The sequence below is a fragment of the Streptomyces zaehneri genome, from assembly GCF_032248645.1.
Taxonomy (GTDB): domain Bacteria; phylum Actinomycetota; class Actinomycetes; order Streptomycetales; family Streptomycetaceae; genus Streptomyces; species Streptomyces coriariae.
On the sequence record NZ_JASTTJ010000015.1, the window covers coordinates 149,516 to 164,911 of the forward strand.

The following is a 15,396-nucleotide window of genomic DNA, read 5'->3' on the forward strand; positions in this document are numbered from 1 at the left end:
CTTGTCCTCCCCCGTCGTTCGGCCCACTGCGATCCCGGCCCGCCCCGGCTCCCCCGGCTCCGCCCCGGCTCCGTCCCGGCGGGTCAGCGCCGGGGCTCCCATCGGAACCACCGGCGTACAGCAAACACCGCCAGCAGGGTCCAGGCCAGTGCGGTCGCCAGGGCGCCCAGAGCCTCGTACGCCGACAGACTGCCGGTCCAGCCGCCGCGTATCAGGGTGATCACCGGGGACAGGGGCAGCAGTTCGCAGACGGAGGCGAGCCGGTCGGGCAGCAGTTCCAGGGGGACGGTCACGCCGGAGCCGGTCATCGACAGGAGCACCAAGGGCATCGTGGTGACCTGTGCGCTCTCGACGTTCCGGGTCACCGTGGCCGTGGCCGCGGCGAGCGCCGCGCACATCACCAGGCCCAACAGCATTCCCAGGAAGGCGAGATGAGGGGCCTCGGGGGCCGGCACGTCGAGCAGGACCGTGCAGCCGGCCACCAGCACCAGGGACTGCACCAGTCCCGTGGCGACGACGGGCAGCGCCGCCCCGCCGAGGATCTCCGGGTCCCGCAACTCACCGGTACGCAGCCGCTTCAGCACCAGTTCCTCGCGCCGGGCGGTGTAGATGGCCGCAAGCGCCGAGTACACCCCGAACAGCAGCGAGAAGCCGATCGCGGCGGGCAGCAGCACCAGGCCGACGCTGAGCCCGACGTCCTCCACGTCCATGTCCTCGACCACCGACGCCAGGCTCACCGGCAGCACCAGCGGCAAGAACACGGCGGCGATGATCGTGCTCTTGCTCCGCCCGAGCAGGGTCAGCTCGGCGCGGGCGAGGGCGGCCATCCGGCTCGCGGGAGTCGTGACCGCACGGCCGGCCGCACGGGTGGCCGGGTCCTTCACCGATGCCCCGCTCATGCCGCGACCTCCTCGGTCTCGTCGTCCCTCGACGCCTCCCGGGCGATCCCCAGGAACGCCTCCTCCAGCGAGGCCGAGCGCACATCCAGCCTGCGCAGCGCGACCTGGGCCCGCTCGGCCCACACCAGGAGCCCGGTCGCCGCCCGCTGGAGCTCCCGGGTGCGCAGCCGTACGACGCGCCCGTCGACCTCGTGACCGCACACGCCCAGCTCGGCCAGCGGAGGCAGATCGCCCACGAAGTACCCCTCGGGCAGTTCGAAGGTGATCCGGGACGGCTGGGCGCCGGTCACCTCGGCGGGTGTCCCGGCGGCCGCGATACGGCCCTCGTGCAGGATGGCCAGCCGGTCGGCGAGGTTCTCCGCCTCTTCCAGGTAGTGCGTGGTCAGCAGCACCGTCGTACCGGCGTCGCGCAGGGCGCGCACCAGGTCCCAGGTGTCCCGGCGGCCCTCGGCGTCCAGGCCGGTGGTCGGCTCGTCCAGGAACAGCACCTCGGGTTCGCCGAGGACCGCGAGCGCCAGGTCGAGGCGCCGCCGCTCACCGCCGGACAGCTGCTTGACCCGGACGTCGGCCCGTCCGGCGAGCCCGACCAGTGCCAGGGCCTCCCTGACGGGGCGGGCGCGGCTCACACAACCGGCCCACATGCGCGCGGTCTCGGCGACGGACAGCTCGGAGGGGAAGCCGCCCTCCTGGAGCATCACGCCGGTGCGCGGCCGGACGTCGGCCCGCTCGGCGTACGGATCGTGGCCCAGAACCCTGATCCGCCCGCCGTCGGGGCGCGCGAGCCCCTCCAGCAACTCGACCGTCGATGTCTTTCCGGCGCCGTTGGTGCCGAGCAGCGCGAAGATCTCACCGCGGTCGACGTGGAAGGAGATCCCACGGACCGCTTCGAACCCGCCCCCGTACACACGCCGTAGGTCGGTGACCTCGATCACGTGTTCATTCGTGTCCATGCCTCAAGCCTCCCCGCGGGCGGAGGCCGGCAGCAGTGCGAGGTGTCACCACTCCGCATGACAAATGTCAGACGGTCGCTCGCGCCACGTACCCGCTCAGGGAAGTTGCCGCCCCACTCACGGCGGCGGTCGCGCCCGCCCGTCCACGGCAGTCGCGCACGCCCGTTCACGGCAGTCGCGCACGCGCTCACGGCATACGAAAAGACCCCGGTCCAATGGACCGGGGTCTGATTCCCGAGCGGACGACGAGGCTCGAACTCGCGACCTCAACCTTGGCAAGGTTGCGCTCTACCAACTGAGCTACGTCCGCATTGCCTCCGACCGGCTTTCACCGATCGGCGCGAGCACCACCCTACCTGATCCACAGCAGTGGTCAGACAGGTCATGCAGAGCGGGTGACAGGGATCGCACACTGCGCCTTCCCCCTGGAAGGGGGATGTTCTACTACTGAACTACACCCGCGTGTACTCCGTGAGCTGGGCTTTTCGGCCTGGCCCCTCGGCGTGCTCCAGACTCTAGCTGACCAGGAGGGGTGCAGCGCAAGTCGGTACGTTCGAGGGGCCGGTGACCGGCCGTCGGCCCTCGGCTCACGGGGAGCCGATCAGCGGGTGCGGCTCACTGCGCGTCGGCGAACGCCTCGTAGACCTTCTTGGGGATGCGGCCGCGCGCCGGCACCTCCAGCTTGTTGGCCTGGGCCCAGGCCCGGACGGCCGCGGGGTCGGGTGCGACCTCCGTCTGCTTGTACGCCTTGCCGGACCTCGACCGCTTGCGGCCGGCGTCGACGTAGGGCTCGAGAGCCTTACGCAGTTTCTTGGCATTGGCTTCATTCAGGTCGATCTCGTACGACTTGCCGTCGAGCCCGAAGGCGATCGTTTCCGCCGCTTCCGAGCCGTCGATGTCGTCAAAGAGAGTGACCACGACCTTCTGCGCCACGAATATCGGTCCCTTCGTGCGACACCTCTGCGATGACGTGCCAAGACGTCATGGAGATGTCGACTGTCCGCCTGTTATGGGGCAAAGTATCGGCTATTGGCAATTCATTTGTACAGTGCCCGGCATTGCAATGTGAAGCTCGACTAAATCTGCCCGCGTGTCCCAGGGCAATAGGGAACGTCGGCGCACCCCGGATCTTTCCCTGAAATTTTCACCGAGGCACTGCTCCGATACCCGATCGTGATGGCGCTCACGTAGTTTCCTACAACTCTACCCGCGTAGAAATTTTGTACGGGTAGTCTGAAGACACCTGTTGGAGACACCCGCAGGCACCTGCTCAGCACCACACCACCGGGAGTGCCAGTGGCACGCGTCGTAGTCGACGTCATGCTCAAGCCGGAGATCCTCGACCCCCAGGGCCAGGCGGTGCAGCGCGCACTGCCGCGGCTGGGTTTCGAAGGCATCTCCGACGTACGTCAGGGAAAGCGATTCGAACTGGAAGTTGACGGGCCGGTCGACGAGGCCGCCCTCGCCCGCATCCACGATCTTGCGGAATCCTTCCTCGCGAACACCGTGATCGAGGACTTCACCGTCAAGGTCGAGTCGGAAGAAGCAGTCGCGGGAGCCGCGAAGTGACCGCTCGTATTGGCGTCGTCACTTTCCCGGGCAGCCTCGACGACCGGGACACTCAGCGTGCGATCCGGCTCGCGGGTGCCGAACCCGTCGCTCTCTGGCACAAGGACAAGAACCTCCATCAGGTGGACGCCGTCGTGCTGCCCGGCGGTTTCTCCTACGGCGACTATCTGCGGGCCGGAGCCATCTCCCGCTTCTCGCCGGTGATGGAGACCGTCATCGAGCAGGCGAAGGCCGGTCTTCCGGTCCTGGGTATCTGCAACGGCTTCCAGATCCTCACGGAGGCCCACCTGCTTCCCGGCGGGATGCTCGGCAACGACCACCTCCACTTCATCTGCCGCGACCAGAAGCTGCGGGTGGAGAACGCGGGGACCGCCTGGACCGCCGACTACGAGGCGGGCCAGGAGATCCACATCCCGCTGAAGAACATGGACGGCCGGTACGTCGCCGACGAGCGCACCCTCGACCAGCTCGAGGCCGAGGGCCGGGTCGTCTTCCGCTACCTGGACGTCAACCCCAACGGCAGCCTCCGTGACATCGCCGGCATCACCAACGAGGCCGGCAACGTCGTGGGCCTCATGCCGCACCCGGAGCACGCCGTCGAGCCCCTCGTCGGCTCCGGCCGCACCGACGGTCTCCCGTTCTTCACCTCGATCCTCAAGAAGCTGGTCAACGCATGAGCCGGACGCCTCTGGACACGGTCGAGCACGCGGCCGAGACCCCCGACGTCGAGCTGCCCTGGGCCGAACTCGGTCTGAAGAAGGACGAGTACGAGCGCGTGGTCGAGATCCTCGGCCGCCGCCCGACCGGCGCCGAGCTGGCCATGTACTCGGTCATGTGGTCCGAGCACTGCTCGTACAAGTCCTCCAAGGTCCACCTCCGTCAGTTCGGTGAGAAGGCCCCCCAGTCCGACGCGCTGCTCGTGGGCATCGGCGAGAACGCGGGCGTCGTCGACGTCGGCCAGGGCTACGCGGTCACCTTCAAGGTCGAGTCGCACAACCACCCCTCCTACGTCGAGCCCTACCAGGGCGCGGCCACGGGCGTGGGCGGCATCGTCCGCGACATCATCGCGATGGGCGCGCGTCCGGTCGCGGTCGTGGACCCGCTGCGCTTCGGCGCGGCCGACCACCCCGACACCAAGCGCGTCCTGCCGGGCGTCGTGGCCGGCATCGGCGGCTACGGCAACTGCCTCGGCCTGCCGAACATCGGCGGCGAGGTCGTCTTCGACGCCTGCTACCAGGGCAACCCGCTGGTCAACGCCGGTGCCATCGGTGTGATGCGGCACGAGGACATCCACCTCGCGAAGGCATCCGGCGCCGGCAACAAGGTCATCCTCTACGGGGCCCGGACCGGCGGCGACGGCATCGGCGGCGCGTCGATCCTCGCCTCCGAGACCTTCGACGACGCCAAGCCGTCGAAGCGCCCGGCCGTGCAGGTCGGCGACCCCTTCCAGGAGAAGCTCCTCATCGAGTGCACCCTGGAGGCCTTCCGGGAGAAGCTCGTCGTCGGCATCCAGGACCTCGGCGCGGCCGGCCTGTCCTGCGCCACGTCCGAGCTGGCCTCGAACGGCTCCGGCGGCATGCGCGTCACCCTGGACGACGTACCGCTGCGCGACTCCACGCTCTCGCCCGAGGAGATCCTCATGAGCGAGTCGCAGGAGCGCATGTGCGCGGTCGTCGAGCCGGCGAAGGTCGAGCGGTTCCTGGAGATCTGCGACAAGTGGGACGTCATCGCGACCGTCATCGGTGAGGTGACCGACGGCGACCGGCTGGAGATCTTCTGGCACGGCGGCAAGATCGTCGACGTCGACCCGCGGACCGTGGCCCACGACGGCCCGGTCTACGAGCGCCCCTACGCGCGCCCGGAGTGGCAGGACGCCCTCCAGGCGGACGACGCGAACCGGCTGGCCCGGCCCACGACCGGCGCCGAGCTCAAGGACCAGGTGCTCAGGCTGGTCGCCTCGCCCAACCAGGCGTCCAAGAAGTGGATCACCTCGCAGTACGACCACTTCGTGCAGGGCAACACCGTCCTCGCGCAGCCCGAGGACTCCGGCATGATCCGGATCGACGAGGAGACCGGCCTCGGCGTCGCCATCGCGACCGACGGCAACGGCCGGTACGCCAAGCTCGACCCGTACGCGGGCGCGCAGCTGGCCCTCTCCGAGGCCTACCGGAACGTGGCGACGACCGGCGCCAAGCCGCTCGCCGTCTCCGACTGCCTGAACTTCGGCTCGCCCGAGGACCCGGCCGTGATGTGGCAGTTCGCGGAGGCCATCCGCGGCCTCGCGGACGCCTGCCAGCAGCTGGGCACCCCGGTGACCGGCGGCAACGTCTCCCTCTACAACCAGACGGGCGAGGTGGCCATCCACCCGACCCCGGTGGTGGCCGTGCTCGGTGTGATCGACGATGTCGCGCGCCGCACGCCCGTCGCCTTCCAGGAGGAGGGCCAGCTGCTCTACCTCCTCGGCGACACGCGTGAGGAGTTCGGCGGTTCGGCCTGGTCCCAGGTCATCCACGACCACCTCGGCGGTCTGCCGCCGAAGGTCGACCTGGAGCGTGAGCGGCTGCTCGGCGAGATCCTGATCTCCGCCTCCCGCGACGGCATGATCGACGCCGCGCACGACCTGTCCGACGGCGGTCTGATCCAGGCGGTCGTCGAGTCGGCGCTGCTCGGCGGCAAGGGCGCGCGGCTGGTCGTCCCCGACGGGATCGACGCCTTCACCCTCCTGTTCTCCGAGTCGGCGGGCCGTGCCGTGGTGGCCGTCCCGCGCTCCGAGGAGCTCCGGTTCAACGACATGTGCGGGGCGCGCGGCCTGCCCGTCACCCGCATCGGTGTCGTCGACGGCGACACGGTCGAGCTCCAGGGTGAGTTCGAGCTGTCCCTGGAGGAGCTGCGCAAGGCTCACGAGGACACCATCCCGGCGCTGCTCGCGTAAGCACCACCCGCGGCATCCGTACGGCGGTCAGGCCTCGCCCGTTCCCACGGGCGGGGCCTTCGCCGTGCCGCCACACGGCCGCTGCCGTCACACGGTCACGCGGAGCGGGACGGCGCCGGTGTCACAGGAGGCCACTAGGCTCACCGCCATGCCCCCGGCCAGGAAACGCACCCGCGCGTACGACCCCGCCAAGACCCGCGCCGCGGTCACCGCGCAGTTCGGGAACGTACGGCGGGCCGTGGCCGGCCTCGGCCCCGAGCAGCTCGCGCTGCCCACGCGGCTGCCGGGCTGGACCGTGCGGGACCTGGCCGCGCACGTGGCCATGGCGGTGGCGACGGTCAGCCGCAACCTGGACCGGGACGAGCCCCCGAAGGCGGAGCTCACGCTCCTCGAGTGGCCGTTCGCCACCGCTGCCCGGGCCGCCGACATCTCCGACGGCACCCGGGACCTGGCCGCGGCCCATCCCGACCTGGACGCCCTGTTCGCCCGCACCGAGGAGCGCATCGCCGAGGACCTCGCCACCGCCTCCGGTGACCGCCTCCTCGCCACCCGCACCGGCGCGATGACCCTCGCCGACCACCTCGTCACCCGGACCGTCGAGCTCGTCGTCCACACCGACGACCTGAACGCCGCCGTCCCCGGCCTGGACATCCCGTACGACCGCCAGGCGCTCGCCGCCGCCACCCGGCTCCTCGCCGACGCCCTCGCCGCCAGGGCCCCCGGCGGCGCGACGGAGGTGCGGATCCCGCCATACGCCGTCGTGCAGTGTGTCGAGGGCCCCCGGCACACCCGGGGCACCCCGCCCAACGTCGTCGAGACCGACCCGCTGACCTGGATCCGGCTGGCCACGGGCCGGGTGACCTGGCCGGACGCCGTCGAGCAGGCGAAGGTCGCGGCGAGCGGCGAGCGGGCCGACCTGACGGCGCTGCTGCCCCTCATGTCCTGAAGGCTGTCCTGAATCCGACCCCAGGTGGAACCGACCGCCCCACCTGTCCCGTCGAACCGGCATGTACAGGCAGAGGCACAGCCCTACGCACACGTACACGCAGCGACTGACGCTGACCGCGGCCGTCCTGCTCATCCCGCTCGCCGCGGCCTGCGGCAGCGAGCAGGCGGGCGGCGAGCAGCCCGGCAGCGGGGCGGTGAGCGCCGAGCAGCCCGTCACCGGGGTCCGCTGGAACGTCGACAGCGTCACCGTGGACGGCGCCACCCACCGTGCCCCGGCCGGCGCGCACGTCGAGATCCGGGACGGCAAGGCGGCAGGCAGTTACGGCTGCAACAACTTCACGGCCAAGGCCGCCGTCGAGGGCGACAGCATCCGGTTCAGCGACGCCAGGTCGACCAGGATGGCCTGCGCGGACCAGCCTATGGACTTCGAGCGCACGCTGGCCGGCACCCTCGCCGAGGGCGCCCTCAGCACCGAGGTCGACGGCGCCACGCTGACGCTCGCCACGGCCGACGGCGATCAGGTCCTGCTGACCAGGAAGTGACCCGCGGGTGGCTCCTCGGCTCCGGCGAGGCGCGCCCGTCGGCCCCGACGGTGTGCGACACCTCACTCACCCCTGCGGAACGGGTGCTCGGGCACTCACCCCCGGAGCCCGTCCGACCCTCCAATGGATCACCATATCCGGCCAGTGACCTGCGGAAACGAGTCGATCATGGAGCTGGCGGTCGGCCAGTGATCGAGTTACCGGCGGGTATCCCCAATTCGGACCAGTGGTCGATCTCGCCTACACTCGGTGGCGTGCCACGTGGTGACGGTCGACTCAGTCATGATCTGCTCCCCGGCGAGAAGGGCCCCCAGGACGCTTGCGGCGTCTTCGGGGTCTGGGCTCCCGGTGAAGAGGTCGCCAAGCTCACTTACTTCGGGCTCTACGCCCTCCAGCATCGAGGTCAGGAATCCGCGGGGATCGCGGTCAGCAACGGCTCCCAGATCCTCGTCTTCAAGGACATGGGCCTCGTGTCCCAGGTCTTCGACGAGACCTCGCTCGGTTCGCTCCAGGGTCATATCGCGGTCGGACACGCCCGCTACTCGACCACCGGTGCCTCCGTGTGGGAGAACGCCCAGCCGACGTTCCGTGCCACCGCGCACGGCTCGATCGCGCTCGGCCACAACGGCAACCTCGTCAACACCGCCCAGCTCGCCGAGATGGTCGCCGACCTGCCCAAGCAGGAAGGCCGCAGCGCGCGCGTCGCGGCGACCAACGACACCGACCTGCTCACCGCGCTGCTCGCGGCCCAGGTCGACGAGGACGGCAAGCCGCTGACCATCGAGGAGGCGGCCCACCAGGTCCTTCCGCAGGTCAAGGGCGCCTTCTCGCTCGTCTTCATGGACGAGCACACCCTCTACGCCGGCCGCGACCCGCAGGGCATCCGCCCGCTGGTCCTCGGCCGCCTGGAGCGCGGCTGGGTGGTCGCCTCCGAGTCCGCCGCGCTCGACATCTGCGGCGCCGCCTACGTCCGTGAGATCGAGCCCGGCGAGTTCATCGCCATCGACGAGAACGGACTGCGGACCTCCCGGTTCGCGGAAGCGAAGCCCAAGGGCTGTGTCTTCGAGTACGTGTACCTGGCCCGCCCGGACACCGACATCGCCGGCCGGAACGTGTACCTCTCCCGCGTGGAGATGGGCCGCAAGCTGGCCAAGGAAGCGCCGGTCGACGCCGACCTGGTGATAGCGACCCCGGAGTCCGGCACCCCGGCCGCCATCGGTTACGCGGAGGCCTCCGGCATCCCCTTCGGCGCGGGTCTCGTGAAGAACGCGTACGTCGGCCGGACGTTCATCCAGCCCTCGCAGACCATCCGCCAGCTCGGTATCCGGCTGAAGCTGAACCCGCTGAAGGAAGTCATCAAGGGCAAGCGCCTGGTCGTCGTCGACGACTCGATCGTGCGCGGCAACACCCAGCGGGCCCTCGTGCGTATGCTCCGCGAGGCGGGTGCGGCCGAGGTCCACATCCGGATCTCCTCGCCGCCCGTGAAGTGGCCCTGCTTCTTCGGCATCGACTTCGCCACGCGCGCGGAGCTCATCGCCAACGGCATGACCATCGACGAGATCGGCACCTCCCTGGGCGCCGACTCCCTCTCCTACATCTCCATCGACGGCATGATCGAGGCGACCACCATCGCCAAGCCGAACCTCTGCCGCGCCTGCTTCGACGGCGAGTACCCGATGGAGCTCCCGGACCCCGAGCTGCTCGGCAAGCAGCTCCTGGAGACCGAGCTGGCCGCGGGTCCCGCAGCCACGGCCGCGGCTGACGCCATCCGTCGCCCGTAGCGCCGCAGAGCCCCGTTTCACCAACCCGAAAGATCCCAGGCAATGTCTTCTGTGTCTGATCAGTCCCCTCCGGCCACGGGCAGTGCCTCCGGCGCGTCCTACGCGGCCGCCGGAGTCGACATCGAGGCGGGCGACCGCGCCGTAGAGCTGATGAAGGAGTGGGTGAAGAAGACGCGGCGCCCCGAGGTCCTCGGCGGCCTCGGCGGCTTCGCCGGCCTCTTCGACGCCTCCGCCCTCAAGCGTTTCGAGCGTCCGCTGCTCGCCTCCGCCACGGACGGCGTCGGCACGAAGGTCGACGTCGCCCGTCAGCTGGGCGTGTACGACACCATCGGCCACGACCTGGTCGCCATGGTCATGGACGACATCGTGGTGTGCGGCGCCGAACCGCTGTTCATGACCGACTACATCTGCGTCGGCAAGGTCCACCCCGAGCGGGTCGCCGCCATCGTCAAGGGCATCGCCGAGGGCTGCGTGCTCGCCGGCTGCGCCCTCGTCGGCGGCGAGACGGCCGAGCACCCGGGTCTGCTGGGCGAGGACGACTTCGACGTGGCCGGCGCCGGTACGGGCGTCGTGGAGGCCGACCGGCTGCTCGGCCCGGATCGTATCCGCACGGGTGACACGGTGATCGCCATGGCGGCCTCCGGTCTTCACTCGAACGGATACTCCCTGGTCCGGCACGTCCTGCTGAAGCAGGCCGGGCTGTCCCTGGAGGCGCGGATCGACGACCTCGGCCGCACCCTGGGCGAGGAGCTCCTGGAGCCCACCAAGATCTACTCGCTGGACTGTCTGGCGCTCACCCGCACGACGGACGTGCACGCCTTCTCGCACATCACCGGCGGCGGCCTCGCGGCCAACCTGGCCCGGGTGATCCCGGACGGGCTGCACGCCGTCGTGGACCGCTCCACCTGGACCCCGGCCCCGATCTTCGACCTGGTCGGCAGGACCGGCTCCGTCGAGCGCCTGGAGCTGGAGAAGACCCTGAACATGGGCGTCGGCATGATGGCGATCGTGCCCGAGGAGTCGACGGACGTGGCCCTGGCGACGCTGGCCGACCGCGGCGTGGAGGCCTGGGTCGCCGGCGAGATCACCGAACGCGGCGAGCACCCGACGGGCGCGGAGCTGGTCGGTGACTACGCCGGCTGAGGACCGGGCGGGCCTGCGACCGTGCAGGCCCATGACCGCGTAGGCAGCACAAGACCCGGTCGGTGACCGAAGTCACCGACCGGGCGGGTGCTCAGTACAAGGTCAAGCGCCGCGACGGTGTTGCGAGGAATCCTCGCCGTCATCCTCGTCGTCGTCCCCGTACAGCTCGGCGTACCGGGCGTACGGGTCGTCGTCTTGCTCATCGTCATCGTCATCGTCCTCGAATGGCTCACCATTCGGCGGAATATTCGATGGCGATGCGCCCAGCTCTTCGGCCAGGCGTGAGAGATCTGTCCCGCCGCTGTTGTACTTCAGCTGGCGGGCGACCTTCGCTTGCTTGGCCTTGGCCCGGCCGCGCCCCATGGCTCGACCCCCTCAACGACGGGGCTCGACGGCCCCAGGTTGACACGCGTTCATGATCCAGGACGGTCTCTCCGTGGAGAGCCCGTCGTAGGGCTCCCACGGTACCTGAGCCCACGCCCGTACGGTACGTCGCCCGTAGCACGCGCGTGTGCGCAGCACCTTTCGGTTGCCCCGTCCTCGCTGGTCAGTGGCGATTTTAACCACTTATCCGCGGCCGACCCGCCGGGAAGAGTGAGAGTTCTCTCCAACTTTCCTCCCGGCGGTACCGCCGAGACCCCCTCGGGGGTCGCCGCGGGGCCCTACGCGAGGGTCACCAGCCGCGCGCCTGGGCGGCCTCGTGCATCCGCTGCTCGGCGATCCGGTCGGCCGCCGCGGCCGGCGGAATCCCGTCCGCCTTCGCACGAGCGAAGATGGCGAGCGTGGTGTCGAAGATCTTCGCGGCCTTCGCCTTGCACCGCTCGAAGTCGAAACCGTGCAGCTCGTCGGCGACCTGGATGACCCCGCCGGCGTTCACCACGTAGTCGGGTGCGTAGAGGATCCCGCGGTCGGCGAGGTCCTTCTCCACACCCGGGTGGGCGAGCTGGTTGTTGGCCGCGCCACAGACGATCCTCGCCGTCAGCACCGGCACGGAGTCGTCGCTCAGCGCACCGCCGAGCGCGCAGGGCGCGTAGATGTCGAGCCCGTCGATCCCGATCAGGCGCTCGGTGTCGGCGACCACACCCACCGAGGGGTGCTTGTCGGCGATCCGCCGCACGGCTTCCTGGCGCACGTCCGTGATCACGACCTGGGCGCCCTCCGCCAGCAGGTGCTCCACCAGGTGGTGGCCGACCTTGCCGACGCCCGCGATGCCGACCGTGCGGCCCCGCAGCGACGGGTCGCCCCACAGGTGCTGCGCGGAGGCCCGCATGCCCTGGTAGACACCGAAGGCGGTCAGCACGGACGAGTCGCCGGCCCCACCGTTCTCCGGTGAGCGCCCGGTCGTCCAGCGGCACTCGCGGGCCACGACGTCCATGTCGGCGACATAGGTGCCGACGTCGCAGGCGGTCACGTACCGACCCCCGAGCGAGGCCACGAAACGGCCGTACGCGAGCAGCAGCGCTTCGGTCTTGATCGTGTCGGGGTCGCCGATGATCACGGCCTTGCCGCCGCCGTGGTCGAGACCGGCCATGGCGTTCTTGTACGACATCCCGCGCGCGAGGTTCAGCGCGTCGGCGACGGCCTCCGCCTCGGTCGCGTACGGATAGAAGCGGGTACCGCCGAGGGCCGGGCCCAGGGCGGTGGAGTGGAGGGCGATGACGGCCTTGAGGCCGCTGGCGCGGTCCTGGCAGAGCACGACTTGCTCATGGCCACCCTGGTCCGAGTGGAACAGGGTGTGCAGTACATCAGCAGGTGCGCCGGAAACGTCGGTCACTGTGGTGACTCCCGGGTATCGAGCGGCGGTCGGGACGCAGGCACCGTAAGGGTGGCGGGCCTGATGGACTGAGAGTAGAGCCTGCCCGGCCCGCCGATCTCGCAGTGTCGGGGATCACCTTCTCCCGGAGTACCGCCGTGGGACGATTCGCGGGGTTTCCCGATCGGCCGAAGGGGGAGGGAGCAGGCGTGCCCAAGGTGTCCTCGGTGGTCGTTCCGTACGCGGTCTATCTGCGTGTGTACGAGCCGCTGGCCGCCTTCCCCGAGCCCGAGCGCACCCACTGGACGCGCTACGCCGGCCGTCCCGAGCTCCCCTCCTACCAGGACGAGCTGCGCCGCTCGCTGGCCGACCTGCTGCCCACGCCGCCGGTCGCGGTGCCCGTGCACGAGAGCGGCGACGCGTTCCTGGCCCAGGTGGACGGGGTGCTCTGTGTCTGCCCCTGGCGCACCCGGCTGCGCGGCTGGCTGGCCCTGGCGGAGCTGGACGACGAGCTGCCCCGGCCGGTCCTGGAGGCGGCGCTGCCCGAGGTCGTGCGTCTGGAGGCCGCCCAGGACCACGAGCGGTGGCTGGAACGCAACCCCGATGCCCGCCCGTGGATCCGTACCGCCGTCTGGCAGGTGCCCCTGAACTGGTTCGTGCTCTTCTCCGACGAGGAGCGGGAGTACGAGAAGGGGACGGCGGAGGTGGCACCCGTGCTGCGCTACCGCACCCCGATGGTGCAGGCGCGGCGCAGGGTGGCCCGGTCGCTGCGGACGCTGAAGGACACCATGGACGGCGGGCCGCTCGTCGAGGGCCTGGTGGACGTGGGTCGCTGGCTCGAGGAGTTCCACCCGCGTTCGCTGGTGGAACTGGATTACGGCGGTCTGGTGCACGTGCTGCCGGCGGGTGATCTGGAGGACGATCACTCGGCGAAGGACGTGGCCGAGGGCATCGAGGCGCTGCGGGTGGGCGACGGCGCGGCGGCCGGCGAGGCGTACGCGCGGCTCGTGGAGCGGTGGCGTTCGGTACGGGAGCGGCGCTCGGCGAACTGACGGCCGCCGTGGGTGCGCACGGCCGCCGATCTCCCGCGCTTGCTGTGATCTGACGATGTGACAGACGCGACAGCGCTTCCATTAGTGACGTACGTCACGGCCGTGAAGTAGTGGAACAGCGTACGGTCAACCGCACTTCACGGAACTGACGGGACGTAGGTCCCGATCCGGGCTTATGTCGCAAGGGTGATGGAACGCACGTACGCGGCCCTTGCGCCGCTTGCCCCTCCTCGTGCCAAAATAGGACAAGGAGTCCGGGGAGGGCTCCGTCCGCCTGCTTATGCTCCACTGTGGGGGGAAATCTCAGCATTGCAGCGCTTTGGGGGGTCTGATGCCTCCTGATCGCCCTGTGACTGATCGTCACAGTGGCGTGACTGTCCGCTATGGCATGGTCCATCGGCTTCCGTCGCCGATGAACACCTGGGGGGCAATTCCATCGGTTTGGCCGACGCGGCTGGACGGATGGTGTAGTTGTAGTGCCGAGGACAAGCCGTTCGTCCTATAACCGACTCGACTCGCGTCCGCCATTTCGGGCAACGCGGGTCAAGGTGCAGAATTTAGAGGAAAGAACCGAGAAGGTTCGGTTCTCCCGAGGAGGCCGCTCATGACCGCTCGCACCCCTGATGCTGAGCCGCTGCTGACCCCGGCTGAGGTCGCCACCATGTTCCGTGTCGACCCCAAGACGGTCACACGGTGGGCGAAGGCCGGCAAGCTCACATCGATTCGTACGCTCGGCGGACATCGCCGTTATCGCGAGGCCGAGGTCCGCGCACTGCTTGCGGGTATCCCGCAGCAGCGCAGCGAGGCCTGAACAAGTGAATAACCGGGCAACACGTCAGGTCCCCCAACCTGTTCGGACGCCCGAAACCTAGCTGTAAGCGACGTGGGTCCTGCCCCAACAGGCCCCTCGCCCACTGGGAACGTCGTCGATCGCGCTGGACTCCGCCGGGTCCAGCGCGATCTTTTTTGTGCGCTTGGGACTGCTTGAGGGTGCTCGGCGGGTCGTATCAGGTGGCTCTGTGAGCGGCCTTGTCGGAGTCTGGGGAGGCTCTGGGAGGGTTCCTGGGGGCATCCTCCGGAGTGGTGCAATTGCACATATAAAATTGACCAGTTGTAGGAGCCTGGTAAGAACCCGGCTTTTCAAAACTCATGCCGTGACACCCGTCACATGCAAGTGGCCTTGTTGCCTCCGGCTCATGTGCGCTAGAGGAGGCTCGCGTCCCAGCACCCCACGCGGGTACGGCCGTTGGCGCTCTCGTCGGCCCGCAGAGCGATCGTGGGCACGCAGGTCACGCCGTCGACGGGCTCTCCTCCTCCACGGCCCCCTCAGGGGCCTCCGTGCCCTGTGGGGCGCCGTCCATCGCCAGCCGCAGCAGGCGATGGCAGATCGGACAGTGGCGGGTCAGATGCCGGTAGGGGGTCGCGGCCGACAGGTGCGCGCGAAGCAGTGCCCGCGTCTCGTGCCTGACCGATGCCGCCATGCCCCACCTCCGTCGGGGCCACGCGGGAACGGGCCCTGACTTCTGGGGTACCGGCGGAAGGTGGCGGCGTCAAGGGAGCGTCGGACAACGTCCGGCGGACGACGCACAGAGCCCGGATCCGAAGATCCGGGCTCTGTGCGACTCACGGCGTCACTCACGACCGAGGCCCGCGTCCCTCGAGGGGAAGCGGGCCTCGCTCTTCACTGCGGTCCTGACGGGATTTGAACCCGCGGCCTCCACCTTGACAGGGTGGCGAGCACTCCAAACTGCTCCACAGGACCAGGTTTTGCGGCACTTGATGTTGCGTTGCGCTGCGAGAAGGACTGTACAGGAGGGTGAGCCCGGT

At 69.6% G+C, this 15,396-nt stretch carries 15 protein-coding genes and 3 tRNA genes; 9 read left to right on the top strand and 9 right to left on the bottom strand.

Annotated features, from left to right (window positions below):
- Window positions 1-83: 83 nt before the first annotated feature.
- The 5 genes from QQM72_RS24425 to QQM72_RS24445 form a co-directional block, all read right to left on the bottom strand.
- Window positions 84-899, bottom strand: a complete 816-nt coding sequence (locus tag QQM72_RS24425; RefSeq protein WP_314222995.1) for an ABC transporter permease — start codon at window positions 897-899, stop codon at window positions 84-86.
- Complete coding sequence (locus QQM72_RS24430; protein WP_314222996.1) at window positions 896-1,849, bottom strand: ABC transporter ATP-binding protein; 954 nt, start codon at window positions 1,847-1,849, stop codon at window positions 896-898. Before QQM72_RS24430 ends, QQM72_RS24425 begins: the two co-directional genes overlap by 4 nt.
- 237 nt (window positions 1,850-2,086) lie before the next feature.
- Window positions 2,087-2,159, bottom strand: a tRNA-Gly gene (locus QQM72_RS24435).
- 80 nt (window positions 2,160-2,239) lie between these two features.
- A tRNA-Gly gene (locus QQM72_RS24440) sits at window positions 2,240-2,311 on the bottom strand.
- A gap of 153 nt (window positions 2,312-2,464) precedes the next feature.
- The gene (locus QQM72_RS24445) at window positions 2,465-2,782 is read right to left on the bottom strand and encodes a histone-like nucleoid-structuring protein Lsr2 (RefSeq protein WP_020131279.1); all 318 of its coding nucleotides are present in this window, start codon (window positions 2,780-2,782) and stop codon (window positions 2,465-2,467) included.
- 363 nt (window positions 2,783-3,145) lie between these two features.
- Here QQM72_RS24445 and purS point away from each other — a divergent pair, with 363 nt between their 5' ends.
- The 7 genes from purS to purM all read left to right on the top strand — a co-directional run bounded on the left by purS (window position 3,146) and on the right by purM (window position 10,764).
- Window positions 3,146-3,418, top strand: coding sequence for a phosphoribosylformylglycinamidine synthase subunit PurS (gene purS, locus QQM72_RS24450; RefSeq protein ID WP_020131278.1), 273 nt, complete (start codon window positions 3,146-3,148; stop codon window positions 3,416-3,418).
- Entirely contained in the window at window positions 3,415-4,095 is a 681-nt protein-coding gene (gene purQ, locus QQM72_RS24455) for a phosphoribosylformylglycinamidine synthase subunit PurQ (protein ID WP_314222997.1), read from the top strand. Before purS ends, purQ begins: the two co-directional genes overlap by 4 nt.
- Window positions 4,092-6,350, top strand: coding sequence for a phosphoribosylformylglycinamidine synthase subunit PurL (purL, locus tag QQM72_RS24460; RefSeq protein ID WP_314222998.1), 2,259 nt, complete (start codon window positions 4,092-4,094; stop codon window positions 6,348-6,350). Before purQ ends, purL begins: the two co-directional genes overlap by 4 nt.
- Before the next feature lie 148 nt (window positions 6,351-6,498).
- A complete protein-coding gene (locus QQM72_RS24465; protein WP_314222999.1) occupies window positions 6,499-7,296 on the top strand; it encodes a maleylpyruvate isomerase family mycothiol-dependent enzyme in 798 nt (265 codons plus the stop codon).
- Between the two features lie 61 nt (window positions 7,297-7,357).
- Window positions 7,358-7,840 (top strand): META domain-containing protein, encoded by a 483-nt coding sequence (locus tag QQM72_RS24470; protein ID WP_314223000.1) that lies wholly within the window; start codon window positions 7,358-7,360, stop codon window positions 7,838-7,840.
- A 254-nt stretch (window positions 7,841-8,094) separates the two neighbouring features.
- Entirely contained in the window at window positions 8,095-9,621 is a 1,527-nt protein-coding gene (purF, locus tag QQM72_RS24475; protein WP_314223001.1) for an amidophosphoribosyltransferase, read from the top strand.
- Between the two features lie 51 nt (window positions 9,622-9,672).
- Window positions 9,673-10,764 (top strand): phosphoribosylformylglycinamidine cyclo-ligase, encoded by a 1,092-nt coding sequence (gene purM, locus QQM72_RS24480; RefSeq protein ID WP_399078453.1) that lies wholly within the window; start codon window positions 9,673-9,675, stop codon window positions 10,762-10,764.
- 102 nt (window positions 10,765-10,866) lie between these two features.
- Here the strand turns inward: purM and QQM72_RS24485 are convergent, their stop codons facing one another.
- Both QQM72_RS24485 and QQM72_RS24490 read right to left on the bottom strand, forming a co-directional pair.
- Complete coding sequence (locus tag QQM72_RS24485; RefSeq protein WP_020131270.1) at window positions 10,867-11,127, bottom strand: DUF3073 domain-containing protein; 261 nt, start codon at window positions 11,125-11,127, stop codon at window positions 10,867-10,869.
- 310 nt (window positions 11,128-11,437) lie between these two features.
- A complete protein-coding gene (locus tag QQM72_RS24490) occupies window positions 11,438-12,538 on the bottom strand; it encodes a Leu/Phe/Val dehydrogenase (RefSeq protein ID WP_314223003.1) in 1,101 nt (366 codons plus the stop codon).
- 188 nt (window positions 12,539-12,726) lie between these two features.
- Between QQM72_RS24490 and QQM72_RS24495 the strand changes: the two genes are divergently transcribed.
- Both QQM72_RS24495 and bldC read left to right on the top strand, forming a co-directional pair.
- A complete protein-coding gene (locus QQM72_RS24495) occupies window positions 12,727-13,569 on the top strand; it encodes a hypothetical protein (RefSeq protein ID WP_314223004.1) in 843 nt (280 codons plus the stop codon).
- A gap of 604 nt (window positions 13,570-14,173) precedes the next feature.
- Entirely contained in the window at window positions 14,174-14,380 is a 207-nt protein-coding gene (gene bldC, locus QQM72_RS24500) for a developmental transcriptional regulator BldC (protein ID WP_003949541.1), read from the top strand.
- 478 nt (window positions 14,381-14,858) lie between these two features.
- Here bldC and QQM72_RS24505 read toward each other — a convergent pair whose 3' ends face one another.
- Together QQM72_RS24505 and QQM72_RS24510 are read right to left on the bottom strand one after the other, a co-directional pair.
- Window positions 14,859-15,050 (bottom strand): DUF6274 family protein, encoded by a 192-nt coding sequence (locus QQM72_RS24505; protein WP_314223005.1) that lies wholly within the window; start codon window positions 15,048-15,050, stop codon window positions 14,859-14,861.
- Between the two features lie 206 nt (window positions 15,051-15,256).
- Window positions 15,257-15,331: transfer RNA gene (locus QQM72_RS24510), tRNA-Asp, on the bottom strand.
- Between the last annotated feature and the right edge of the window lie 65 nt (window positions 15,332-15,396).